Annotated in this window: 25 protein-coding genes and 1 pseudogene; 2 read left to right on the top strand and 24 right to left on the bottom strand. The window is 39.7% G+C overall.

All coding sequences use genetic code 11. The annotated features are described in order from the left end of the window. Nucleotides 1-448 precede the first annotated feature (448 nt). Nucleotides 449-589, top strand: coding sequence for a hypothetical protein (locus ACN6MV_RS14510; RefSeq protein WP_419886621.1), 141 nt, complete (start codon nt 449-451; stop codon nt 587-589). A gap of 70 nt (nt 590-659) precedes the next feature. Here ACN6MV_RS14510 and ACN6MV_RS14505 read toward each other — a convergent pair whose 3' ends face one another. From ACN6MV_RS14505 to ACN6MV_RS14435, 15 genes and pseudogenes are all read right to left on the bottom strand, one after another. Continuing rightward, the gene (locus tag ACN6MV_RS14505; RefSeq protein ID WP_042127555.1) at nt 660-926 is read right to left on the bottom strand and encodes a CD3324 family protein; all 267 of its coding nucleotides are present in this window, start codon (nt 924-926) and stop codon (nt 660-662) included. Between the two features lie 190 nt (nt 927-1,116). Then, a complete protein-coding gene (locus tag ACN6MV_RS14500; protein WP_419886620.1) occupies nt 1,117-2,511 on the bottom strand; it encodes a protoporphyrinogen oxidase in 1,395 nt (464 codons plus the stop codon). Nucleotides 2,512-2,655: 144 nt separating this feature from the next. Further along, on the bottom strand, nt 2,656-5,259 hold the full coding sequence (locus ACN6MV_RS14495; protein ID WP_419886619.1) for an ABC transporter permease: 2,604 nt from the start codon (nt 5,257-5,259) through the stop codon (nt 2,656-2,658). Continuing rightward, nucleotides 5,256-5,939, bottom strand: coding sequence for an ABC transporter ATP-binding protein (locus ACN6MV_RS14490; protein ID WP_042127549.1), 684 nt, complete (start codon nt 5,937-5,939; stop codon nt 5,256-5,258). The genes ACN6MV_RS14495 and ACN6MV_RS14490 overlap by 4 nt, the downstream gene beginning before the upstream one ends. Before the next feature lie 95 nt (nt 5,940-6,034). Further along, complete coding sequence (locus ACN6MV_RS14485; RefSeq protein ID WP_419886618.1) at nt 6,035-7,036, bottom strand: sensor histidine kinase; 1,002 nt, start codon at nt 7,034-7,036, stop codon at nt 6,035-6,037. Beyond that, nucleotides 7,037-7,720, bottom strand: a complete 684-nt coding sequence (locus ACN6MV_RS14480) for a response regulator transcription factor (RefSeq protein WP_419886617.1) — start codon at nt 7,718-7,720, stop codon at nt 7,037-7,039. A 169-nt stretch (nt 7,721-7,889) separates the two neighbouring features. Next, entirely contained in the window at nt 7,890-8,690 is an 801-nt protein-coding gene (locus ACN6MV_RS14475) for a GNAT family N-acetyltransferase (RefSeq protein ID WP_419886616.1), read from the bottom strand. 94 nt (nt 8,691-8,784) lie between these two features. After that, nucleotides 8,785-9,528, bottom strand: a complete 744-nt coding sequence (locus ACN6MV_RS14470) for a class I SAM-dependent DNA methyltransferase (protein WP_419886758.1) — start codon at nt 9,526-9,528, stop codon at nt 8,785-8,787. Between the two features lie 17 nt (nt 9,529-9,545). Continuing rightward, nucleotides 9,546-10,757 carry a DUF2812 domain-containing protein gene (locus ACN6MV_RS14465; RefSeq protein ID WP_419886615.1) on the bottom strand — a complete coding sequence of 404 codons (1,212 nt, stop codon included), beginning with the start codon at nt 10,755-10,757 and terminating at the stop codon, nt 9,546-9,548. Further along, the gene (locus tag ACN6MV_RS14460) at nt 10,738-11,085 is read right to left on the bottom strand and encodes a PadR family transcriptional regulator (RefSeq protein WP_419886614.1); all 348 of its coding nucleotides are present in this window, start codon (nt 11,083-11,085) and stop codon (nt 10,738-10,740) included. Before ACN6MV_RS14460 ends, ACN6MV_RS14465 begins: the two co-directional genes overlap by 20 nt. A gap of 157 nt (nt 11,086-11,242) precedes the next feature. Then, entirely contained in the window at nt 11,243-11,560 is a 318-nt protein-coding gene (locus ACN6MV_RS14455; protein ID WP_419886613.1) for an iron-sulfur cluster biosynthesis family protein, read from the bottom strand. Nucleotides 11,561-11,681: 121 nt separating this feature from the next. After that, nucleotides 11,682-12,140, bottom strand: a complete 459-nt coding sequence (locus tag ACN6MV_RS14450; RefSeq protein ID WP_042127538.1) for a DMT family transporter — start codon at nt 12,138-12,140, stop codon at nt 11,682-11,684. Nucleotides 12,141-12,178: 38 nt separating this feature from the next. Then, complete coding sequence (locus ACN6MV_RS14445; protein WP_419886612.1) at nt 12,179-12,604, bottom strand: DMT family transporter; 426 nt, start codon at nt 12,602-12,604, stop codon at nt 12,179-12,181. A gap of 190 nt (nt 12,605-12,794) precedes the next feature. Beyond that, nucleotides 12,795-13,196, bottom strand: coding sequence for an NUDIX hydrolase (locus ACN6MV_RS14440; protein ID WP_419886611.1), 402 nt, complete (start codon nt 13,194-13,196; stop codon nt 12,795-12,797). 170 nt (nt 13,197-13,366) lie between these two features. Next, nucleotides 13,367-13,510, bottom strand: a pseudogene (locus tag ACN6MV_RS14435) (maltose O-acetyltransferase); the annotation flags it as partial. Between the two features lie 551 nt (nt 13,511-14,061). On the opposite strand from ACN6MV_RS14435, the gene ACN6MV_RS14430 reads away from it, so the two are divergent. Continuing rightward, a complete protein-coding gene (locus ACN6MV_RS14430) occupies nt 14,062-14,862 on the top strand; it encodes a polysaccharide deacetylase family protein (protein WP_042127532.1) in 801 nt (266 codons plus the stop codon). Between the two features lie 66 nt (nt 14,863-14,928). Here the strand turns inward: ACN6MV_RS14430 and ACN6MV_RS14425 are convergent, their stop codons facing one another. The 9 genes from ACN6MV_RS14425 to ACN6MV_RS14385 all read right to left on the bottom strand — a co-directional run bounded on the left by ACN6MV_RS14425 (nt 14,929) and on the right by ACN6MV_RS14385 (nt 25,480). Beyond that, nucleotides 14,929-16,071: a copper amine oxidase N-terminal domain-containing protein gene (locus ACN6MV_RS14425; protein ID WP_419886610.1), complete on the bottom strand. Its 1,143-nt coding sequence runs from the start codon at nt 16,069-16,071 to the stop codon at nt 14,929-14,931. A gap of 148 nt (nt 16,072-16,219) precedes the next feature. Next, nucleotides 16,220-17,380 carry an alanyl-tRNA editing protein gene (locus tag ACN6MV_RS14420; RefSeq protein ID WP_419886609.1) on the bottom strand — a complete coding sequence of 387 codons (1,161 nt, stop codon included), beginning with the start codon at nt 17,378-17,380 and terminating at the stop codon, nt 16,220-16,222. A gap of 138 nt (nt 17,381-17,518) precedes the next feature. Then, the gene (locus tag ACN6MV_RS14415) at nt 17,519-17,746 is read right to left on the bottom strand and encodes a hypothetical protein (RefSeq protein ID WP_042127526.1); all 228 of its coding nucleotides are present in this window, start codon (nt 17,744-17,746) and stop codon (nt 17,519-17,521) included. Between the two features lie 92 nt (nt 17,747-17,838). Continuing rightward, on the bottom strand, nt 17,839-19,461 hold the full coding sequence (locus tag ACN6MV_RS14410; protein ID WP_419886608.1) for a DUF4179 domain-containing protein: 1,623 nt from the start codon (nt 19,459-19,461) through the stop codon (nt 17,839-17,841). Then, a complete protein-coding gene (locus ACN6MV_RS14405) occupies nt 19,439-20,029 on the bottom strand; it encodes an RNA polymerase sigma factor (protein ID WP_419886607.1) in 591 nt (196 codons plus the stop codon). The genes ACN6MV_RS14410 and ACN6MV_RS14405 overlap by 23 nt, the downstream gene beginning before the upstream one ends. A 148-nt stretch (nt 20,030-20,177) precedes the next feature. Further along, nucleotides 20,178-21,467 (bottom strand): amidase, encoded by a 1,290-nt coding sequence (locus ACN6MV_RS14400; protein WP_419886606.1) that lies wholly within the window; start codon nt 21,465-21,467, stop codon nt 20,178-20,180. Between the two features lie 75 nt (nt 21,468-21,542). Then, the gene (locus tag ACN6MV_RS14395) at nt 21,543-22,745 is read right to left on the bottom strand and encodes an MFS transporter (RefSeq protein ID WP_419886757.1); all 1,203 of its coding nucleotides are present in this window, start codon (nt 22,743-22,745) and stop codon (nt 21,543-21,545) included. A gap of 8 nt (nt 22,746-22,753) precedes the next feature. Then, nucleotides 22,754-24,310, bottom strand: a complete 1,557-nt coding sequence (locus ACN6MV_RS14390; RefSeq protein WP_419886605.1) for an ABC-F family ATP-binding cassette domain-containing protein — start codon at nt 24,308-24,310, stop codon at nt 22,754-22,756. A gap of 426 nt (nt 24,311-24,736) precedes the next feature. Then, nucleotides 24,737-25,480, bottom strand: coding sequence for a MerR family transcriptional regulator (locus tag ACN6MV_RS14385; RefSeq protein WP_076118488.1), 744 nt, complete (start codon nt 25,478-25,480; stop codon nt 24,737-24,739). Nucleotides 25,481-25,492 lie beyond the last annotated feature (12 nt).

The raw sequence follows: 25,492 nt of genomic DNA, 5'->3' as shown, positions 1-25,492 counted from the left end.
TTGCGAAGAAACAATTTATAGTAAACTCAGAAGAAATCAGGAATTTTATGGATTACAAGATCAGTGGTTGAACGATTAAAATAAAAGTTCGCTTACTAGCTGAAATGACCAGTCTTACATATGCATAATTGACACCTGAAGTATCTAATGAATCTATACTTACCTTTGAATCAGATGGATATTCAGATTATATTGTTACAGGCGTTCAAGAAGGTTCTGCAGAAGTAGTATTAAATATGACGAAATTGCCTCTGAGGCATATGTAAAGAACAGAATAGATACAGGAAACAATAGAAAACAACGCTATACAGCATTTAATAATGTGATAATCCCTAATTACACTAAATTGGTAATTGAGGCGAAAAAGATTAAAGCACCCAATGCAGAATTGCAGGTATTACATGAAATCTGTTTAAAAGCGATTAAGTCGCAACTAGAAGCAATGACAATGATTAAAGAGGCCTTATACAAAACGAAAATTTCCAGCACTGCTTTTAAAGCAGCAAATAAAGAGATGGATGAAGTCGTGAAATATGAAGGACAGTTTGTAGATGGGATCGATAAATATCGGAAGAAGTATGGTATTTAAGATTGAATGATAATTAAATCCCAAAAATCCACGTCAGAGCTTCCTCTAACGTGGATTTTTAGGATTATAGCTATTTTTTTGTGTAAACAATCTTCTTAATACTGTCTCTTGATAGGCAATATTCATCCGAAAGCTGGTCAACCGTTGCACCAACAGCAAACCTTAGACAGATTTCAATGTTTCTAGATCTTAAGTATTTTCTGCTCCCTGACTTCTCGCCCCATTTTACATGTGCTTCTTCAGGCTTTGGGATATACACTAAACCACCGTTAATATATTTCTGAATTTCCTCTAATAATTCTTTTGGAAAAATCGTATCAGCATTTACATATTTCATAATCGCTCTGCTCCTTAAACTTTTTATGAGTTTGAAGGTAGCAAAGTCTATTCTAAAAACAACAATGCACAATGCACTGGCGGTAAATCAAATTTTATTCGCTCTATACAAACAACCGCCGTTGTTTATAGTCTAGACTTTGCATAGAGCTTATCGCTAATCTTTTCACGATTGTACACCCTCCCTTTCATCAATTTGAAGTCAGTTCCTCCAAAATGCGCTTGGCTGTCTTCTCTCCATTAGCAATACAATCTGGAATACCCACACCATAATAAGAGCATCCGGCAAGGATTACGTTAGGATAATGATCTGCAATCTTCTTCTCTAAGGATACTACAATCTCATGATGGCGCATGTGGTAATTTGGCATAACATCATGCCATTTGGTCACGTCGTAGGTTACTGGCTGTCCAGTAATCCCAAGACTTGTCTGTATATCTTTCAACGCCACCTGTAATAATTCCTCTTCTGAGAGCTTAATCAAGGACTCATAATGCGGTCCTGAGCTCTTATAAAACAGTCTGACGAGCAGACGTTGTTGTCCAGATGTATGCTCCCACTTGCGACTTGTCCATGTACAAGCATTACATAGAACATCATCACTGTTGGCGGTAATAAACCCTGTACCGTTCGCTGGCAGCTGACTATCAGGGATATCAAATCCTAGATACACACTAATCATAGAGCTGTTAAACAACTGATTAAAATCTTCATCCAGCACTTCATCTTGAAGTAATGCTTGTGCAGTAGAATGCATTGTTCCAAGTACGGCAAAATCGCTGTCCAAGATTCGTCCATCTGCCAGTGTTACACGGTACCGTTCTCCATCCTTTGCAATGCGCTCGGCACGAATCCCTTTGATGATCTGTACATCGGACAGCTGTTCTTCCATGGCATCGATCAGAGCAGATACGCCACCCTTAAAAGACATAAACTTCTTATCGCCGTTCCCCTGGAATTTAGCCTTATTCGCGGACAATCCCTGAATAATACTTCCATATTCATTTTTATAATCAATCAAATAAGGAAGGGTCGAGGCAATGGTAAGTTCACTCAATTTCCCGGAATATACACCTGAAAGGACAGGTGATATTTGCTTTTCGACCAGCTCTTTTCCTAGGAAAGCTTCTAGAAATTCACCCACGGAATCATTTTTCGTAAACTTATCATTCGGAGTATAAAAATCTTTAAGTGCCTCAACTTTACCTTCAGCAGAGATCAGATCTGTTGTAGCAAGCGATTCAATACTTAGAGGGATGCCAAAGACTGCATCCTTAGGAATTTGCTTAAGCTTTCCTTCTGTATAGATATATGATATTCCTGTCGCGTTATATACGACCTCATCTTGCATGCCAAGTTCTTCAATTAATGGGGCAACATTCGTTTTGCGAGTAACAATAGAATCTGCACCTGATTCCATAATGAAATCTTCCTGTCGCAGTGTTCTGATTTTTCCGCCCAGTCTATCGCTGGCTTCAACCAAAATGATTTTTACATCTAGCTTGTTATGCTCTATAGATTTCTGTAAATAGTAAGCGGTAGACAATCCAGTAATTCCCCCGCCAATCACGACGACCGTTCTCAAGCGTTGACACCTGCCTCTAAAGTTATAATCTGTTAAATTCAATTGAATACATTATATCATAGGGATTTATATGTAATAACATACCATTCGTGTCATATATGACACAAAAAAGCCGCGTTAAACGCGGCAATGAAAGGCCAATCTTTATATATTCTCCTGTTTTAAAGCATCAATAATATTTTCCTTCTTCACTTTTGAACTGGAGTACAGCATAGCTGAGCTAACGATGATAAAGACAGCGACTATGACATACAAGATACTCATCCACGGAAGTGCGAATCCATAGGAGAAACTACTCATCATGGATCTATAGATCAAGTACATCACGATTATGCTAATCGGAAGCCCGAAAAGTAGTGATTTTATCCCATAGAAGATACTTTCATAATTAATCATTTTATTAAAACCGTTTGGCGTCATCCCTACAGACTTCAACATCGCAAACTCTCTTTTACGAAGTGATATGCTAGTTGATATCGTATTGAAAATATTCGCAATCGATATTAATGTAATCAAAGCAATAAAACCATAGGTGAAAATAGACATTAACATGATCATCTGCTCACTATTTTGTCTATTTTGAAACACATTTTGGACATAGACATTCCGCTCTTTCATTTCCTCAATGGCCTGTTGTGTCGCTAATGGATCAGAGCTGTTCAGGTTTAGTCGGCTTTGTATATCGTTACTCATCGTATCATTTGTTAATTGATCAAAGACTTGTTCAGAGACAATGATATTTAATCCACCAACTAGTGCTGAATGAACACCCATAGGGCGTTTATCAGTTAATGCGACGATTTCTACTGGTGGTAATTTCGTCTCTTTCTCTGTGTTCCAATCCGTATAAACTAAATCAAGCTTCTGACCGATTTCCGAATGAAGAGCTTTGGTCTCAATAATCTTTTTGGCGCTCTCATCCTCAAAGGTGACGGTATCATTCACAATAGCTGACATCTGATTGAGATCCGTTAATTGTTCATAACTTACACCGACCGATTCTGCATAGGTTCTCAAACTCTGTTCATTTAGGGCATGGATCTGAATGTAGTAAGGATATTTCCCATTCTTTAAAATACTGCTATCCTTCTCCACGATCTCTTGCAATTCTTTTGCCATATCTTTTTCATCAATCCATGAACTCAAGCTTAGTTCCCTGATCACATTATATTCCGTTATATTAGGTAAGGCAGATATCGATTTCGTCAGCCGATCTACTTTTTGAGCGTCCTCAGTCCCCATATAAACTTGAATATCGTAGTTCAAACCATCCTGTGAGAGTTCTACCGACTTTCTCATATTAGTAGTGAACGAAGATACGGATAAAAACAGAACAATACTAATGACAAGTGAGAACACGGTTGCTTGGTACCTGCGTTTATTTCTCTTTAAATTCTTCAAACCAATTTCTGCTTCGATTCCAAACAGCTTGCGAACGAACTTGGAAGTTTTCACTGCTTTACCTGAGAGCTTAACATCGGTTGTTTGTCTGATCGCATCAATCGCCGAAATCTTTGAAGCTTTTCTGGCTGGAAGATAAGTGGATATAAAAATCGTAAGTATCGAAACTACACAAGCGGTGAATAGGGACAAAGGCGTAACAACCAATGTTAATTTTTCCGTTATCCCCAGTACATCTTGAATCATCGAATTAATAAACATAAAAGTGATCCCGATTCCTGTAATTCCGCAAAGGATTCCAATAGGGATGCTAATTAAACCGATGATCATTCCTTCAAAAAACACCGAATTCTGCTTCTGCCTCTTTGTAGCACCTACGCTGGAGAGCATTCCTAAATGGCGTGCACGTTCCGAGACAGAAATCGCGAATGCATTATAGATTAAAGAAACAGAGCCAATGATAATTACAGTCATAACGATGACTGACAATGAAAGAAGTGTATTACGTAAGCCGTCGCTATTCGTCACACCATAATAGCGCAGCAGACTATTATTATATGAAATTGACTCTATATTGTTTTCTTTTGCCAATTCCTCTGCATGCTTGTATATGGAGCTATCCACCTTATTTAATACAACTGTAGCTGTAGTTTTTTCGGCTGCTCCAATCAAGCTTTCATCCACATAACTTAGGGCAGTATAACCCGGAGACCATGTGGGTTCCCAAGTGGGGCGCTTTATCACTCCCACAATTGTGTAATTCATTGGTTTTTTATGAATGATCTCTTCATTCAGGGTGTCATCTTCAGTCCGTAATCGTTCGTTTTGGGATAAGGGTTGACCACTATTTTTATCATCCCTAGTAACTCGCTCTCCGACATCGAGCGTTAAAGTTTCACCTATCTTGTATGTTACTTTAGCATTTTTTGCGATTTCCTCAGAAATGACTACTTCATAGTTAGTCTTCGGGAGTCTTCCTTCCAGAAGCTCAATCGGAAATTGTTTAAAACCAGCTGCATTATATTCCTTGATATACCAATAGGGCTTGTTCTCATTCTGTCCCCCCTCTAAAGGGGCATAGCCACGGTCATTTGAGATGACAAGTGTTTTCGTTGCATCATCCGCTTCTATCGCTTTAAGCTGAGCTTTAGTAACATTTCTGTATTGGACATGCCATTCTCCATTTGTTGAGATACTTTGCTTCCTCATTAATTCCATAAAAGAAAAACCAAGCGTTGCCACAGCCGTCACCATAGCCACAGAAATGATGACTCCAATAATAGTAACCAATGTTCTTCGTTTATTTTGTTTCAAATGTCTAAGCGTTAATTTATTTACAATATTCACGGACGAATCACCTCATCTTTGGCGATCCTTCCATCTTCAATGGTAATTACTCTATCCGCTTGTAATGCAATCCGTTCATCATGAGTAATGACAATCAGTGTTTGATTATAGGTTTTATTAAACATTTTTAATAAATCTATAATTTCACCACTGTTCTTACTATCCAGATTACCGGTTGGCTCATCCGCTAACATGATTGCAGGATTACTAATTAACGCTCTGCCTATCGAAACCCGCTGTTGTTGCCCACCTGAGAGCTGATTCGGGAGATGGTTTAAGCGATTTTCCAAATTTAACGCCTTTACGGTATCCGCAAATTGTTTCTTATCTACTTTGTGCTGATCAAGCAGTAAAGGGAGTGTGATGTTCTCTTCAACCGTTAGCACCGGTATAAGATTATAGAATTGATAAATCAGCCCAATTTGTCTGCGTCTAAAGATCGCCAGCTGTGTTTCATTCAATTCATAAATATCCGTATTATCTACGAATACTTTACCGCTTGTCGGTCTATCCACTCCGCCTAATAAGTGAAGAATGGTCGACTTCCCGGAGCCTGAAGGCCCGATAATCGCTACGAATTCCCCTTTTTTAATCGAAAAAGATACATCATCCAGTGCCTTTACCGCTGTTTCGCCTTTTCCATATGTTTTAGACAGATGTTCAATTTTTAAAATGTCCATTGTTAGACCTCCATTTGTTGATGAGATCAGTATATCTGTCTACAATGACTATCCAGTGACTCTAAAGTGACATTCTAGTCACTAAGCCATAAGTGCTAAATAACTTGCTTATAAAATTTAATCTGAAATTGTGTACCTTTTCCTACTTCACTCTTCACATCGATCGTTCCGTTTTGGCCTGTGATAATGCTTTGTGATAGGGCAAGTCCTATCCCTACACTATCTTCGCTTGCATTCTTACCTTTATAGAATCGTTTGAAGATATAGGGGAGCTCTGCCTTTGGGATTCCTTTGCCGTTATCTGTAATGATAATTTCCGTAAACAGTGTATTTTCTGCAAAAGAAATCGAAATCTCTCCCCCAGCAGGTGTGTGCTCTACACAGTTTTTCAGAATATTAATGATCGCCTCAGTTGTCCAATTGAGATCGCCCGCATATGTGATGCTATCTTCTCCATCAATCAGGATCCGTTGTTCTTTAATATCCATTGGAATTAACATGGGCTCCAAAGATTTTTGAACTAGCTTCTTCACTTGAACTTGATCTTTTTTAAAATGAATAGTTCCAGCATCGATCTTGGAGAACTTTAATAATGAGGAAACTAACCATCCAATTCGTTCGAGTTGAACAGTAATCTTCCGTGTGAATTCCATTCTTTTCTCCACATGCAGCTCCGGGTCACTTAATAAATCGGCCATCACAGTCATGGAGGTAAGCGGGGTTTTGAGCTGATGAGAGATATCCGAAATCGCATTCGTGAGTTTCAGTTTATCTTCTTGTAATTGAGCGCTCTGCTCGGATAACATTAACGTCACTTTGTAAATGTCATTCTTCAGGATACTAAGCTCACCTTCCTGATTATCGCGAACATCAAGCGTATAATTCCCACTACTGATTTGACGCAGATATCCTGAGAGCTTTTCAATTTCACCGTATCTCCAGCGAGTAAATACTAAACTGCAGCCTATCAGCAAAGCCGAAGTCACAGCTGTGATTCCCAACGCCTCCAGTGATATAAATGCTGCTACGGCTGCGGTCACAAGACTGATCAAGCACATCGTCAACAATAACCATCTGATTTCTTTATTACGAAGCACCTAATCACCAACCTTATAACCCAACCCACGAACTGTTTTGATCAGTGTGGGTTCTTGGGGGTTATCTTCTAACTTTTCCCTAAGTCTTTTTATGTAAACTGACAATGTATTATCGTTCACGAATTCTCCAGCTACATCCCAGATCCGCTCTAGCAATTGATTTCGCGAGAGAACTTGCCCCACATGATTAGCAAAGATCAGTAGCAATCGATATTCTAATGCGGTCAGTAGCACTTCATCGCTGTTCTTATAAACCTTACCTTCCAGTGTGTTAATCCGTATATTCTCTAATTCGATATTGGATTGGGTCTGTGCTTGCTTGTTATATCTCCTTAACACCGATTTAATCCGCGAAAGCAGCTCCCGAATCCGAAAAGGCTTGGTTATGTAATCATCTGCCCCCATATCGAGTCCCATCACCACATTGACCTCATCATCAATCGCCGTTAAAAAAATTACAGGTATATCACTTTGCGCTTTAACGAGTTTGCATAATTCATAACCGCTTCCATCCGGAAGTGAGAGGTCAAATATGCATAAGGTGAGCTCTGACAACTGCTCAGATAACACCGCTTTTGCAGTAGTGGCATCATAACATAGGACGGTTTCAAAGTGATCCTGTTGTAATGAATATTCGAGCCCTGATGCAATTGTTCTATCGTCCTCGACAAGCATAATTTTCATGGAAGATCATCCTAACCTAATAATATATTCAAAAGTTCAACTCGTTCCGATGATCATTCTCTCATAATTATCGAGTTATACCAAATTACATATCATATTAAAGTATTTACAACTTCACAGTAAATATAATAAAGACGTCTACTCCGAAGAGTTGACGTCTCATAAATGATCATATCGAAAAAGCACTACACTTATATTGATGTATCTGCTGAAACCCTAGTCGTAGTGCCGATTTTTTCGAAGCTTCATTATCCAGTGAACAATCCCAGTAAGGAATAAAGCCATTGGCAAGCACATCTTCAACTACTAGCGCTGCTAAATGTGTCCCCACTCCTTGTTTCTGATATTTAGGAAGGGTTTCAATTCCGATTGCGTGTGTATCCTGTGTAACAAAACTAGAATAACACACACCCATAACCTCAGATCCCTCAACAGCAGCATATCCGTAGCCTTTTTCGGCAAAGTCTTCTTTCGATGACCAGAATAAATCAATATTTTCATGTACAAATTCTATATTCTTTAGATCTAAGTTTTCCCAATCCAGCATTTTAAGATTTATAGTTCTAATCCCATTAGTCTGTGTCGTAGGCGGCTTGTGAAGTAACTTGAACACCATCTGTTCAAACGGATATAGCTTCCTAGTAGGAAACATCAATTCCAGATTCCATTCCTCATGTTGACCAGAAACTTCGAAATGTTCCATCCCAAGTTCCTTCATTCTAGGTACTATATAACTCGTTACATAACCGTCCAGTGCATGGATAAAGGCTTGATTGGTGTGATCGCCGATAAGATAAAACCCTTCAATTCCCTGACTCCATACTAACGCACTCTTTGGTGCTGTAAGTTGATCTACAAAGATCCAACCTGGATTATTGCCTTCAATCACAGAGAGAATTTCGGGATGGATATGCTCTCCTTGAAGTAGCGGCTTCACTTTATAATAATCCTCATGAGGTATTTCATGCATACAAACACTCCCCTTAGTTTCCTTGCAGATGCTGTATCATAAGTATAAAGAAATCGTCCTCAATCGGATGGTAAAGTTCATTAATAACTGAAGATTACTTTCCATCGATAAGCGTTTTCCTAGCCTTAATTATTAGAAATGAAGGTCTTCTTCTCTCATTTAATAATTTGGGCATCTTTTCAAGTCCCTCAGGTATGGATTCGGGTTCAACAATTTCTTCAACAGTTAGTCCATTTTGGATCAACGTATTAAGTAATGTTGAAAGTTTCCTGTGATATTTTATGACGCCGTCAATTCCCCAAAACTGGCTTCTGAGACCTTCTTCTCCATAATTATCAATAGGCCAATGTAGGATATTATGATCAGGATCTTTAACCCACCCACTTTGGCTCTTATTTGATAAAACAACCGGATGCTCTGTTGAAAATACCAGATGCCCATTGGGTTTAATCCATTCTGAAATCCTACTAATGAGTGCTTTGTAATCCTCAATATAATGAAAAGCTAACGAACTTACTACCAAATCAAATTCATTACTATTAAAATTGATTTCCTCCATAGAGCCCTGTATATAAAGGATCTCAGGTCGCTTCCCTGCCATAGCTAACATTTTCTCTGATATATCTACTCCTGTTACGTGTGACGCTTTGTTATCAATCATATAGTTTGCCATTTCACCAAAACCGCAGCCAAGGTCGAGAACGTTTAAATCCTGTAGGTCTGGAAGTAACCCTCTTATTGCAGGTTGTTCAATAAAGTCATTGTATGTAATTCTTGATTCCCTTAAGTTCTTATACATTTGAAAAAACTCAGGGTTGTCATAAATGTTCTGTTGCATCATACACCTCCACGATATTATAGATGATGTTTACGAAGACGGTTGTAATATAGCCAAGTTCGACTTACATACGAGCCAAACATGAGAATTAATATGGCGAACAAAATCATATTTATGAGCTGCAATCGATCCAGATTTGAGTAAGTCGATAATTTAATGTTAATTACTATGGTATACGTATATACAATTATAAGGGGCAAGAACATAGCAGAATAAGTTAAGGCTATACGTCTGGCTAGTTTCAGTTGATTTAACTTATCGCTGTATATTTGCGGTTTTGCTTCACCCGGTACATATTCTTGGGCCCATACAACCCATCTTCGAGTCCATGAACTCGATTTATACAGACATGCCCAGCCAGATTCCATGTGAATATTGAAGTAATTGGTGTCTGCAGTATTTTGTAAGTCCGCACAATAACACACCTTACGAGGTTTCCCTTTTATAAAATAAAAGGCAGCACCTGTTTTGCCAACTTTGTACAGATTATATCCCTTTTCTTCCATTCCCTCTAGCCACGCCTCAAGCCGATCTGGCGCATACATCCATCCAGGCTTCCACTTCATAACAAGTTGACCTGAATTTTTCAAACGCTTTTCTTCATTTTTACTTAGTATGATTTGCTGAAGGGGTGTCACTTGACCATTTGACTTGGTTGGCTGTAAGAATTCTTCTGTTATTCTTTTGTTAGTCTTGTTTAATGTGATCAACGAATACACTGTGAAAATACACAAGATCACGCTAAGCCCCAATGCAGTAGCAGGAATAAAACCATACGGTCCACTGAAAACATTAAAATGATTAAATTTAGATACACTCATTGCTATTGCACTTATTAAAATTACATTGAGGAATGCAACCATTAAATAAATCAATATCCCCATAAAAATATACATGATCTTCTTGTTATGCTTTACGATCCCTTCTCGATCAGGAAATGTTCTTATCTGTTCTAAAGGCAGCCTATTCATCGTCACAACCCATTTGCCGCTCTGTAATACCTTCGTCCATCCAAAATTTAATAATCCTTTAGAAAGGGATGGATTTGGAACTTTATCAAATACGATCCGATAGTTAGCTACGTTCGATTCAACCTGTTGAAAGTAAAAATATCTAGTTAAAGGGTTGATTCGGATAAGTTCATAACCTTTTTGCGCCATAGAAGCCAACCAATCTTCGGTTTTCTGAACATCATAACTCCAAAAGGGTTTAAATATTTTGATGATCATCTACAACACCCCCATATTTTATAGCATTCTCATGCAGCTCTTTAAGCCTTTTGATCTCAGTAGCAAGAATTAGCGTCCCTAAGTCTGTTCTTTCATAAACCGTTTTTCTCTCTTCATCAGCAAAAACAGTAATCATCCCATCTTTTTGCATCTTCGTTAACGTGCCATAAACAGTACCTGAGCCTAACAAAAGGCGTGCTTTCGTGATTTTCTCTACATGCTTCACTATTCCATATCCATGACGTGGTTCATCTAAGGATAAAAGAATATAGAAAGCTGTCTCAGTCATGGGTACATATTTTTTTAACACTTTCTCAGGGTTCAACATGCCCAGCTCCCTTATTACGTAACAGCGTTTATACGTCACAATTAAATATGTCTCAACGTGACTATATCACGTCGTGACATAGTAAGCAATAAAAAAAGTGTGCAGAATTGCCTCATCAGCCACTCTACACACTCTACATTCAACTGCTCCGACCCGCCTATCGATTATCTTTTACTCGAATATTACTTCCTAACAGACTCGAATCACTTCTTAATCTGAACGACGGGTAATTCTCATCTGCTTCAAGCCGCATCTGTTCATCAAATAAAGATTCCTGCTGTCGGTCAACAAAAAAAGGAAAAGGCTCTTTCTGAACTTCAATATCTGTAGCATGAGGTTCACTAATGATCTGAATTACGATCACACCATTACAACCACAGCCCTCTGTGTCGAAAAATAATTTAAAATATCCGGGTCGTTCACCAAGGTTTTTTTCTAACTTTTCAATAGTTTGGGAGTTCAATTGTATGAACATAGGATGATCCACTCCTTATTTATATTTGAGCGAGTACTTTCCCAAAGTATAATTTGAATTAGTTCCAGTCTCGTGTGACTGCCATCACTTTTATATTGACAGACATGAGTCTGAGAATAAATCAAGCTGCCTTCTGCGTCTCCCGTTCGCCACCTAGCTTAAATACGAGGATACCCCCAATAATAACCAGTACTCCAAGCAACTGTTTCCAAGTAAAAGGAACCTTCTCAAGCCCTAACCAGCCTAGTGAATCCCAGAGTAGTGCGAACCCAAGCTGAGAGATCAATACGATCGAAATCGCATACGTTGGGCCCAGTCGTTTAGTACCTTGCACAAGGCATAATACCACCCCGACTCCGATCAAACCACTGATCCAATACCAAGGCTCCATATTTCTCAAAGTAAATATCCGGTTTCCCTCAACGATAAGACTCATAATAAATGAAGCTAGGAATCCCATCCCTAACACTAAAGTTGTCGTTGCCCAAGAACCAACCTTTTCGTTAACTTTCGTATTAAATATATTTTGCAGACTCACGAGTGATCCCGCAATAAGCGCTAATATCAACCCAATAACCATAACTTAATTCCTCCATTTATCGACTATACTCAAGGTTGTTAGAATTTTAGTATCACAACACCAGCTATCATCAACCCGATGCCGATGAACTGCGGTAATCTCATCTTTCGTTTATCCATTCCAAACCAGCCTTTAATATCAATCAAGAAGGTCAGACATAGCTGAGCAATCAACAACGAGGATATTGTAAATGTAACACCGATTTGCTGAATGGCCGTTACTTCACTGAAAATAATTACAGCTGCAAAAGCGCCGCCGATCAAATATAAGGGTTTTACTTGCTTTATTCCTCCCCATTTCCCATCTCTAACGAACAAAAGAATTAGGAAGGACATGATAAACCCCGTTAACTGTGTAATTGTCGCCGCCTGCCAAGTCCCGATATCTTGACTAATTCGAGCATTTGACACACCCTGTAACGTAATACAAGCCCCCGCTAAAAATGCAAATATAATCCCTCTCATTTCTCTCTCTCCTCAACTTCGATCTCTTACATATTAAAAAGCAATTCAAGGGTTTAAAAAAGGACATCTGTCCTAAATGAGAAGAAAAGTTGTTATTTCCCAGCAGCTGCTGTTGCTCGTAGAAATAAAAAGACCGTCTCAAGCCTTCGTACGGGCTTAAAACGGACTTCAAATTTTTTTTATAGTTGATTTAAAAGAGCAAATTCTTCTCATGCAATTGATCAAAAATAATTTGGGTGACTACAGACACACGATTTCGATCTTTATAGCTTAACCAAGTCAATTCCTCGATTTCGGACGCTGGCGTTAATGTCCCTTCATAATCCGCAATATAACAGGTCATTTTTACTGTAACACCTTCTGCTTTACCATGAGCCTCTGCTTCAAAGGTTCCAAAATAAGAGACGGTATCAGCCTTAATCTGAACAGAGATTTCTTCCTCAATTTCGCGCAAAAGCGTCTCCTCGTCTGTTTCTCCGGCTTCTCTTTTTCCCCCAGGCAAATAATAGGTATCTTTCCCTTTGGAACGCGCACATAAAACTTGTCCGTTCTCGATATGAATCCAAGCGATTTTATCAATGATTGTAGTCATATAGTTCTCCCTATGCCTTTTTTTCAACAATTATATCATACAACTGAACTAACACATTTATGCAACGTCAGTTTTAACTTTTTGGACATTAGGGTAACACACAGGGCAAATCATATATGCAGCGAAGGTAAGAAAAGGACAGCTTACATTTCAGTATGATTAACAACGCTTTATTCATGATCATATTGAGCCTTATCATCTTCAGTTATCTCCCGTATGACTCTGCAAGGGTTACCCACTGCAATCACATTTGCAGGGATATCTTTAGTAACAACACTGCCCGATCCGATGATGGTATTATCTCCGATAGTGACCCATGATGTCTTTCTCCTCTCCACTTATACCAAGATGATTGTATAGCATACATGTTTGCATAAATCCCTTTATGAAGCAGTAAATCTTGATAGTCCCCTACTTCAGCGATCTCTCCATTATACATAACATAGATCGTATCGACATTCTTAGCCGAGCCCAATCGATGTGAAATGAAAATAGCCGCTTTATCTTGGCTTTTGGATCAATAGCAGAGGTAGGTTCATCGAATACTATAAGCTCCGCATTATTGTATAATGCGCGCGCATCACTAGCTTTTACCACTGACAGCCTGATAGCTGCCTACTTCCTTCTACTGATTAAAAAGATTGGGGCAATCAGTAACTTAGTGCTAAAATATGAGAGTGAGTTTCTTCTGTCTATCACATATAATAGTTTTACAACATAGAGAAAGTCAGACAGGCAGCCCCTCTTCTTATCAGTGTATTTCTTTCTGCAAACACTTTCATTGTTAAGACGGGAATCCGATTATAAGGTCTATAATTGGATGAGGTAATTTTCGAAATGAACATATGAATAGGAGTGTGAATTCATGAAGCTTCAATTTAATTTATTCCCGGGCGGATTGCCCAAGGCGCTTACAATGAGCTATGATGATGGACAAAAACACGATATTCGCTTGGCGGAGATTTTTGATCAATATGGGATTAAAGGTACTTTCCATCTAAATAGCGCTATGATAAACGCACCCGGATTTTTATCTTCTGCTGATGTTAAACATTCACTCAGAAACCACGAGGTGTCTGCCCATTCTGTTACTCATCCACATCTAGAACGTCTTCCTTTACCTATGGTGATCGATGAGCTGTTTGAAGACCGTAAGCGACTTGAGAAACTAGTGGATTATCCGGTACGTGGAATGTCCTATCCTTACGGTACATACTCTCAAGAAATCATAGCGCCACTTCAGTCTGTTGGGATTGAATACAGTCGTACTGTCCACTCTACCAAACAGTTTGATATGCCTCTGAATTTCATGGAATGGCATCCAACATGCCAACATAATGAAGATCTCCATCACGTATGGGAGCGATTTACAACGGAGGGTCCATCCCAAAAACTAAGACTCTGTTATGTTTGGGGTCATAGTTATGAATTTGCTGAGCAGAACAATTGGGAGCTTATCGAGAACTTTTGCCAACAAGCTGGTGGACATCCGGATGTTTGGTACGCAACCAATATAGAGATTTATGATTATGTCACTGCGCTGTATTCACTGAAAATGAGTGCTGACAAAAAGATCATCCGTAACAACTCTGCTATTGATGTCTGGGTATCTGTAAATGATCAACCTGTTCAGATTAAGGGTGGAAGTACGATGATGCTGAAATAATCCCGAACACAAAAAGAGCGATTCATAACATCGCTCTTTTTTCTCGTTACATAAAAGTAACTGCAATTATTTGGATTGAAGTGTAAATGTCACTGTTTTTGCTTTTTCCTCAAGGATTGGAGTATAGGTAAATGTCAGCACATTCCCTTTGCGACCCTTCAATACTAACATTCTGGTCAAAACATATGGATCTCTGCCATCATTCACTCTATCCCATTCCTTACGATCCTCACTTGTTATCAGTTGTTCGCTGAGATTGATGATTTCCCCAGAGCTGCTATAAACCAAATATAAGTGTGTCGTATCTAATAAACGTATGAGCGCCACATCCTCCGATGCATATTCCACGATGAAATCTCCTGTTGCCCCGGTTAGCTTCTCCATCTCAAATAACTTCCCTAGATCGCCATCCTTAGTAATATACTGCACGTTCTTCCCATCTGTCATATACAACTGAGTAGAAGGCACTTGCGGCGCATGTGGATAAGCAGAATTCATATATTGATAATTCATTTGTTTGAGAATAGTGCCTGCTTTGACCAATACTTGATAGCTGCTATTGAAATCGGTGAACATGGCATAGTGATTGTCTGTTAACCGGAGAAGATCCGTGCCATTGACAATTTTCTTGACCTCAAAAGCGTAGTTGTAGGCTGATTCCTTGAACGGTAGTCGACCAATAATTACCGGTTTCCCAGCTGAGGTAGCACGGTAATACAAATCTCCGTTTTTCTGAGATATCCAATAGGATCTACCATCTACAGAAGCAGAAACCAATCTAGCTTCATCTACGATCTGGATAACCCCATCCGTTTTATTAAGCCCCGTTTTACCTCCAAGTGCACTGACCGCTGAGACCAATGGCACATACACTGAACCTTTAATAATACGTGGGGATTTCGTTAAATTCACCACTGCTTCATTTACTTTTGACTTTACAGTACCAGTTGTGAAAATAACCTCTCTTTCAGGACGAACAAGTTTGGCCGTTTTGGTTTGTTGATCCCAGGATAATGTGTACCCCATAGCATCTGCGAGTGATTTCAGAGGCACAAAAGTTGTATTCTCTGTGATGACCTGTTTACTGCTGATTCCGATTTCTTTAAAGTTGAATTGAATTTGGCGTTCTGCTTGCACAGATACAGATCCAAACCCCGTACTAAAAATCAAAACAGCTATGATTCCTAGCGTAACCTTCCATTTATTCATTTCTATTCTTCTCCCTCGACTTTATAGTCATATGTAATTAGACGACATTTTTTGGAAAAAGTTTCTTATTCTTCCCTTTCATCATGCAAAAAAGACCTGATCCACGGAGACTACCGCAGTCAGGTCATCTGTCTTTTATATTGTAATCTTAACTTCTAGCAAACTCATAAAACGCCAAAGCGTCCTCCCAAGTTGGGAATCCAGCTTGCGCTAATTTATCGCTGCCTCCGCCTTTTCCATTGTAGGTACTAAGATGCGTTTTGAAAAAAGCTCCACAGGAGATCTCTGCACTGCCGTTCTGCGCAAACACAACCTTATTCTCAGCAGAACTAGCCAATAAAACTGGAACATCACATTTCGCAGTAAGCTTGTTAGCTAAACTTTGTAAATCTTTCAGTGATTTATCCTCGAATACTTTTGCGATCAGTTTTCCTTCTTGTTGTGCTAAAAGCTCCTGTACGATATAATCATCATTCTTATCTTTTAGTAGTGTAATTTCCGCTTGCAGCTGCTTTTGTTCATTCTCCCACTTTTCAATTCGATCGATAATTCCATCTTTTCCCGTATTGAACTTGGAAGATAGTGCTCCAAGGATTTGCAGACTGTTATTAAATTCCTTCAAAGCACGGTATCCACATTTAAAATAAATCCGCGTATTCCCTTTTTGTTTCTCCGCTTTCAGAAGCTTAATCATACCAATTTCACCAGTTGAAGATACATGCGTACCTCCGCAAGCGTTATATTCAACATCTTTGATCTCTACAATCCGGATGTTCTCCGTCACTTTTGGCTGTTTGACCAGTTTAAGCAGGGAAGCTTCTTCCCCTGTTACAAAATAGCTAAGAATGGAATGGTTCCGGTAAATCTGCCGATTAACCTCCCACTCAATGGAATGAAGCTGGTTAGGCGACAGTTCTGACGCTTCTATGTCGATGGTGCAATAATCTTCACCTAAATGAAAGCTTAGAGTCATAAACTGTAAAAGATCAAGACAGACTGCTGACAGCAAATGTTGCCCACTATGCTGCTGCATATGGTCGAATCTTCTCGTCCAATCGATCTGACAATTGACAGCTAAATCATCAGGCAGACGTTCCAGCTTATGTAGGACAAGATCTTCCTCACTGATTACATCAAGTACAGGGATATCCTGTATAGTCCCTAGATCAGAGGGTTGCCCACCGCCATGCGGATAAAAAGCTGTTTCCTCCAAAGTAACATAGAGCCCATCTTCTCGTTCTATCGTTTCCGTAATACGGGTTTGCCAGTCAGTCAGATATGTAGAATTGTAATATAGTTTGTTGGTCATGTATGTATCCCTCTCTTTTATACGTTTATGGCACATTAAGCTTATAGTATCATAACGGATTTCAAAGACAAACTACACCAAGAAAAACGGGTGTCGTCCTTAAATGAACGACACCCGCTTCTGTAGCATCTTGCGGACTTAACATGCACAAGAAACATCTTTTAAGTTTCTTATAGCAATTGCATTGAGTCGAAGCGCTTCGACAATTGAGTCTCTTACTGCTAACAATTCAAATCTTTCACGACTGCCAATAGGCAACCTGCAAAGTAATGCTTCAATTCTTCTAAGACTTTCTTTCAGAATCACTCTCTGCTTACGCAAAGCATTTAAAGCTCTTTGAATTTTTCTCTTCTCTGCAGCAGTCATAAACTACCACCTCTTTTCGATTGTGATAGTATATGAGATGCGAATTCTCTAGTTCTTGCTTGTACAATTTGGAAGCATAAAGATTGATTTTATTATTTTTTGCTAACTTCCATGATAGGAACGGTCCAATCGACATTGGTGTACAAACGGTTAACTACTGTACGTATTAATTGAAGCTGATTAGGGATTTTAGTAAGGCCAGCAGCACGGAACTGAAAAAAATTCTTTTTGTTATTTGACTGTGATTCAACGATTACGATATAACCATCTTTCCATCCGGACCCATCAGTAGAATATCCTCCTCGTCCTGACAGGGGATACTCTTTACCCTCAAGGTCTTTAAATATCCACTCACTGTTCATAAATTCATTTCTCAATCTTCCGCTAAAATGTAGCGAACCTTCCTTCGCAGATCCATTGGTATTGGGTGGCGACTCCACAGTAAAATCATTTAACATGAGCTCATCTCCATCAAAATCAAAGGGAATCGGATGTTCCTTCAACTTAGAAGGCTCAAATTGCACGCTCGAACCATCCTTCTCAGGAACAAAATATCCATCGAACACAAAAGTATATGGCGTATCCTGGGGTAAATATTTAAATGTATAGCTCCAATGCATTAATCCAGGTTTATCACCAGGTGCCGAAGATCGTGACATTACACTATCCTTACTTGGTAATTTCCTCGCATTAACACTGTGAATCTCTTCTCCCGTGCTATCCTCAAAATGGAACTTCAGCCCCTGCTGCTTCCATAATTCACCTGGAGAACGACTCAATGCCTCTTCACTTAATTGAGTGTCAAATTCAAAACGAACACCTTGTACCATATGCGTTAATCTTTTCAAGGTCACTGTTAAACCGTCCGGAGAAGTGTAGCTACCCGTTAGAGGAGCTGAGGTTGTTTGTTGATTCGCTTTTGTCATATCCATCGAAAAACTGAAATTCCAATCTCCTTGTAAAATAGGAATATTTCTTCCCTTGCTTCCCAACTCAGTTATATGACCTTCGACTGTAATTTGATCGGCTTGCAATGGCTCCGAAAAATTAGCGATCATATAGTAAAAATCGTTGGTAAATCCCATATCGTATAATTCTCCAACGACCTTTCCATGATCATCTTTAACTTCAATCTTATTACCTTCACCAAAACCCAAGCGATGTCTGTCATGTTTACCATCCGGTCCGAACAACTGAAGAGCGACAATCACACGAGTAGGATCTGCTACGGCTTCGTCAATTTTGATCGTATAGCCTTTATCCTTCACTTTTATATTAGGATGATCTACCAACCCAAATTCTTGTGCTCGCAAAAGGCCAATGTCCACATTATCTTTTACAAAAAGAGAACGTAAAGTCTCTGCCAATGTGGGTACAGAATATAAAATCACGGCACTCAGAACAACCAGTAGCAAAGCTGCTGCCATGGCTAATCTAAGTAACTTAAGAATCTTCGGATTCTTTCGCTTTATGTCAGGTACCGTTACTTTCTCTAGTTCTACTGATTCTATTGAAGCCATAACTTGATCCGTAAAAGAATCTGGCAATTTCTCCTCAAACAACGCTTGCGACCACTCCCCTTGTTCTTCCAATAACGTATGATAGATTAAGTTGCAATGAGTACAAGCAGCAACATGATCAAAAACTTCCAATGGCCGGGAGGTAGGTGTACTTAGGATGTATTGCTCGATCTCAAATGGACTTAAGCACTTCATCGCTCTTCACCTCCTGGAGTGTCATGATTTGCTTCAATCGCTGTTTCGCACGATAAAGGTCGTTTTGAATCTTACCTATAGGGACCTCTAAGAGCGTACACATTTCTTCATAGCTTAAATCATTGGTGTAACGAAGCAGCAAAGCCATCCGATAATTAGGCGGCAGCTTCTGCATTAGGTGAAGCAGCTCTGTACGATGCTCTGATCGAATGAATTCTTCCTCTGGATTATATGAAAGGGAAAGTTTAATAAGATCGTCTGGTAGGCTTGCTGTAGGACGAGTTTTTTTCCAAAGATCCTTCATTAAATTAGTCGCGATGGTATACAACCAAGCCGCAAAGCTTTTATCTAAATCATGTGAGGCCAGCTTACGATAAGCTTTAATAAACGTCTCCTGAGTGATGTCTTGAGCATCTTGGTGATCGGCCCCCATCCCTCTCAAAAGGCCATAAATTTTATTCTTATATCGATTCACAAGAAACGAATAGTCTTCTTTATGTCCATGCAGAACATTTTGAATCCATTGCCTCTCATCCTCTTTTTCAACTTTCGGTACATGTCCCTTCACCCTTAAGCCTCCTTGAAGCACGATACTGTATAGACGATCCCTATCAGAAAAACTCTCACTTTATACAAAAAAAAGTAGATCTTCAATTGTATTGAAGACCCACTCTGTTATCTAACCTCGAACTTGCCCATCTGTAGCCCAAATAGGCTCACCCCAGTGCTAGTGATACAAGTCTACTCCAATATATAAGCTTTTCATCCTGCCCGTAAGCCCCAATACATTGAAATCCTAAAGGCATGTTATGAATAGTGGCTGAAGGAATGCTCACAGTTGGCGCTCCTGCGTATGACCATATGGCCGTCATTCCAGCCCATCCTGTCCGTGTTCCCCACAATGGAGCAGTTCCTGCTTGAGCGGGCGAGACCCAAATATCAATCCCCTCTGTCTTTTGAACATCCAGTAGATCATATCTCAATTTGATTTGTCCTCTACGATATAGCTCCAGTTCCTCATCTCTGATGGTTTGCCCTGATTCAATACCATCACGCATCGCAGTACCATAGCAATCTTTGTATTTTTCAAATCGTACGGCATGCACTTGAGCCATTTCCCCTTGTACTAACCTCAACATTCCATCCCCATAGATGAAACTATCTTCCCATGGCATCTTAACATTTTTTATGACGAAGCCTGCCTCTTCCAACTTCTTAATCTGGCTCCAAAAAGTATGTTTAGCGTCCTCTTCCAATAAAGTCATGAATACCCCTTCTGGAATACCAAGCACGGGTTTACGGTTAGATTCGAAAGGACTCCATTCCGAGATGAGCTCTGAAGAGACCCGCTCCATGCTAACCATATCCTGTGTGAAAAATCCCATCGTATCAAATGAAGGGGACATCAACTGAACACCATCCAAAGGGATACGTCCATAACTTGGTTTAAATCCAACAACACCACAGAAAGAAGCAGGTGCCATAACAGAACGCAAACTTTGTGTGCCTATCGCAAATGGACACATACCCGTGGCAACTGCCGCTGCAGACCCTGCACTAGAGCCGCCTGGTGTATGATCCAAATGATGAGGATTACGAGTTGGGAGATGCCCGGCATATGCGAACTCTTCAGTTACCGTTTTGCCTGTGAACCATACTCCTTTTTGCCGCAGCTTTTTAATAAAACTACCTTCTGAACGTGTTAATTCCTGTGGAGGAAGATTTGAACCGGCACGAGTGGGTAAGCCGTCAATATGAATTAGATCCTTAACTCCTACTGGAACTCCGTATAATGATGGTTTTGGGAGCTCATGATAGGTTTGTCTTAGCAGCGCTACTTCACTCATGATTCTATCTGTTCTTTTCTCTTCCGATACAAAAGCATGGATATGCGGCTCCAACTTATCATAACGATCTAAATGCTGATTAAGGAATAGCTCGAGTGATGAATCATTTAGCTCTAATCCTTGATGGAACTGTGTTAAAGAAGATGAATTGATATACATATCTAAACCCCCTCCACAATTTACCGAAATAAGATCTACATGGCTGTGATTGTCTTTATTTGGAATAACTTCATGTTAATCGTAGTCCTTTGCTAAGGCAAGAAGTTTAATCACAGCATAGAAGGCGCAAATAATCACTGCAATACCAGCGAGTAAAAGAATAGTCTCCACTTGGACTCTATCAGCTAGCGGACCAAACAGCACCATCCCGAGTGGCAAAGCACATGAGTTCGTCACTTGAACTAGACTAAACACCCTACCTTGCATCTTCGGCTCCACATTCTGCTGCAACATCACTGTCAAAGGAGCGTTAAAGCAAGGCATCGTTACGCCTATCAACAAATTAAACAATAAATACATTGCAAACATAGGAGCGAAGCCAAGTCCAACCATCAGCAAACCGTAGAGAGCACATGCTATAATGTTGGTATGCATACGAGACTTAAAGCCGCCCCATGACGCTATCAGAAGCCCTCCAACTAACGCCCCTACGCTAAAAGTCATCTCACTTGCGGTCAATCTCCATACTTCTGGACCAAAGGATCGACTCACCATTAGAGGGGTTAAGAAGGCTGCTGGACTGATCAGTATCATTACGACAAATAAATAGATTAGTAATTGCTTAATAAAGACATGATCCTTTAGGTACTTAAATCCTTCCTTAATATCTTGTACATTCGATTTCTGAACCTCCTCCAACTTAGCATGAACTGGAATATCGATTATACACATCATACCAATTCCAATAATTGCAGTAATCACATCAATAAAAAAGGCAGTTTCTATGGTACTAATCGATAGAATCACGCCCCCTGCTGCTGGAGCTAGAAACATCATCAAGGATGAAATACTACTATTTACTCCATTCACCTTCATAAGCTGATCTTTTGGAACAATTTGAGGGATAAGTGCGTTCACAGCAGGAACCTGTATGCCCGTACCTGCCGCTCGGATCAGCAAAATTACATATAGCAACCCAATATATTTATAGCCCATCAAAAACATCACAGCGAGGATAAGAGTAGCGATCGCAATCATACCATCCGCTAGCATGATCATTTTTTTACGACTATAACGGTCGATCCATACCCCAGCAAACAGCGATATCGCCATCTGCGGGAGAAAGCCGCAGACGGTTGATATCGTCATCATCACCCCTGAAGAGGTAGTTAGAGTGATATACCAAATAATCGCATATTGAACCAGCGAGGAACCAAATAAAGATATGGTTTGAGCCGTTAGAAATAGGGTTATTTTTCTTTTCCAATTGTCATTCATGGTTTGCATTAGTACTTACTTCCTTTACTTCTGGTTTCATCTCCTATGTTAAGCACACGATCGACCCACCCTTGATAAAACTCTTCTTCATGAGAAACAAGAATAACAGTACCGCTAAATTGAATTAGAGCTTTCTTCAATGCGTCTTTCGTTTCAGCATCTAAGTGATTGGTCGGCTCATCCATAATTAGGAAGTTGTATGGTGAGAGCAGTAATCGGCACAACTTAACCTTAGACTGTTCTCCGCCGCTGAGCGTACGGATAGACTGTGTTACAAGGTTATCTTTAACCACACACTGTGCCAGATGACGACGTATTTCCTTTACAGTCAGTTTTGGATCATAAGCTGAAATCACCTGAATAGGTGTCATCATATCATCTTCCCAAGTTAAATCCTGCTCGAAGTAACCGACTTTAACTTGTTCTGCGAACTGAAACCTACCGGTTATCCCTTTGATTTCTCCAACCAATGTTTTAAGCAATGTTGATTTCCCGATTCCATTGAACCCCGTAATCACCAGCTTTTGTTCGCCACGGATGGAGAACTTCAATTTAGGCAACAAAGGTTTATCGTAACCAACCACTAATTGATCCACTTTAAGCGCTACTTGTGACGTGCATGGGAGCTCTTTAAAGCGAATAGACGCTTTGGATACAAATGTTGGAGCTGCGATTCGTTCCAGCCTATCCAGCTGTTTCTGGCGACCACGGGCTATTTTGGAATTAACACCCGCACCGTTTTTCCGAATGAATTGCTCTGTAGTTTCTATTTTTTTCTGCTGTGCATGATATTGCCGGATATAACTCTCTCGCAAATGTTCCTTCTGCTTCACAAAATCCGAGTATTTACCGTGGTATTTTTTTATCGTTTCCCCCTCTATATCGCAAATGCTAGTGGATATTTTATCGAGAAATGTATAGTTATGAGATACAACAATGAACGCTTGATTAAAGGCAATCAAATACTCAGCGAGCCAGTTAACATGTTCGGTATCTAGATAATTGGTTGGTTCGTCGAGTAATAGAACATCAGGTTGTTCAAGTAAAAGCTTGGCCAGTATAACTTTAGTCCGTTGCCCCCCGCTTAACTGCTCGATGGGACGGTCGATTCCAATCGCGTTGATCCCTAGACCCATAACCATCTTACTGATATTGCTCTCCATCGAATAATAGTCTAGCGCTTCTAATCGTTCCTGGTAGTCTGCTGCCTTTTGTAATAACGTTTCGTTGCCGGTTACAGAGCACTCTTCATAGAGCTCATTTATTTTTCGTTCTAGTTCGTATAATTCTGAGAAAGCCTGACTTAAATAATTATGAACCGTACAGTTTCCATCCATGACAGCATATTGATCGAGATGACCGATTGTAATATTGGGCTGCCACTTTATCATTCCATCATCCGGGATCACTTCCCCCGTCAAGATGCTAATCAACGTACTCTTACCCGTTCCGTTCTGTCCAACCACTCCTACATGCTCTCCCTTGTACAAATCCATAGAGACATTTTTGTATAGGACCTTATCGCCAAAAGCATGTGTCAAATTAGAAACCTCAAGTAAACTCATTTCCTATTCCTCTTTTCTGAAATTAATTAAGAACGCAAAAAAAGCAGAAGACACTGCACCCTTTGGGCACAAGCCTTCTGCTTATCTGTACACGAATAGACGGCACAAACATATAAATGACAGTCTAGAAACTGAGCATTATAAACACAAAAGGCTGTAGACGAAAATTGTCTACAGCCTCTTAATCATTAACATCGAAAGATAGCATAACCAAATAAGCATGACATTTCACGCTAAATCGGACTAGCTATCATTCGATGATATAAAAGCAATACGCTTTTGATTAAGCTCCGGACAACGTTTCATCGTTTGTATCCGTTTGTTCGGAGCAGCCTCTGGTATATAACTTTACAGTTTCTACATGAATCATGTTAAACCATCCCTTCGTTTGGTAACAGTTTAAAACGCATGCCTAAACTTGTCAACCTAGAGCGGGAAATCATAATTATTTTTAGTCTCTAACAGTTGAATAACTTCTTTTGCCTTTTGTATCGCTTCTTCTAGAGAATAAATTAAACGATCTGTTACTGTGACAATATCTTCGAACTCTCCAGGTGTGTCTAATATTTCTTTGATGCTTAGTTCCTTTGATTGTTCTGCTGTATTTATTAATCTTAGAATAGCATTCATAGAATAGTGTGCTGCTCGCAATGTACGAATAATCTTCATTCTATTTAATTCTCGTTCTGTATAAAAGCGATAACCATTTGGTAGTCTGGGAACGGTTATTAAGCCATTTCTTTCCCAGTTCCTTAGGATTTCAGGTGTTAATTCCAATAATTGTGTGACTTCATTTCGATTATAAGTCTGATTAGACAATGACTCATTGCCACTGAGCCATTGTTCAACCAATTGAATGGCTTCTAAAGCTAGTCGGTATTCTTGTTCAAGATGAGCCAAATAGACCTGGGCTAGTTTAAAAGCCAGCTTGAAATCACCCTTCCCACTGGCTTCTGCAATAGCTCGTGCTTTAGCTCGACTATGACCTTGAATAATCTCACAATGAAAAGCGGTTCTAGCTACTTGAAGCTGAAATAAATGAAGCTCCGAAAATACTCGATATCCATTGTCTGCACGAGGCACTGGAGAGATATACTTCCACTCTTCATAAATGCGAACAGTATTCGGATGTACGTTAACAAGACTCGCTATTTCTTTGGTGCTATACATCCCTTCGCCTCC

The organism is Paenibacillus sp. B-A-8 (genome assembly GCF_048572915.1).
Classification (GTDB): Bacteria; Bacillota; Bacilli; order Paenibacillales; family Paenibacillaceae; genus Paenibacillus_AQ.
This window is presented reverse-complemented; position numbering and strand designations above follow the sequence as displayed.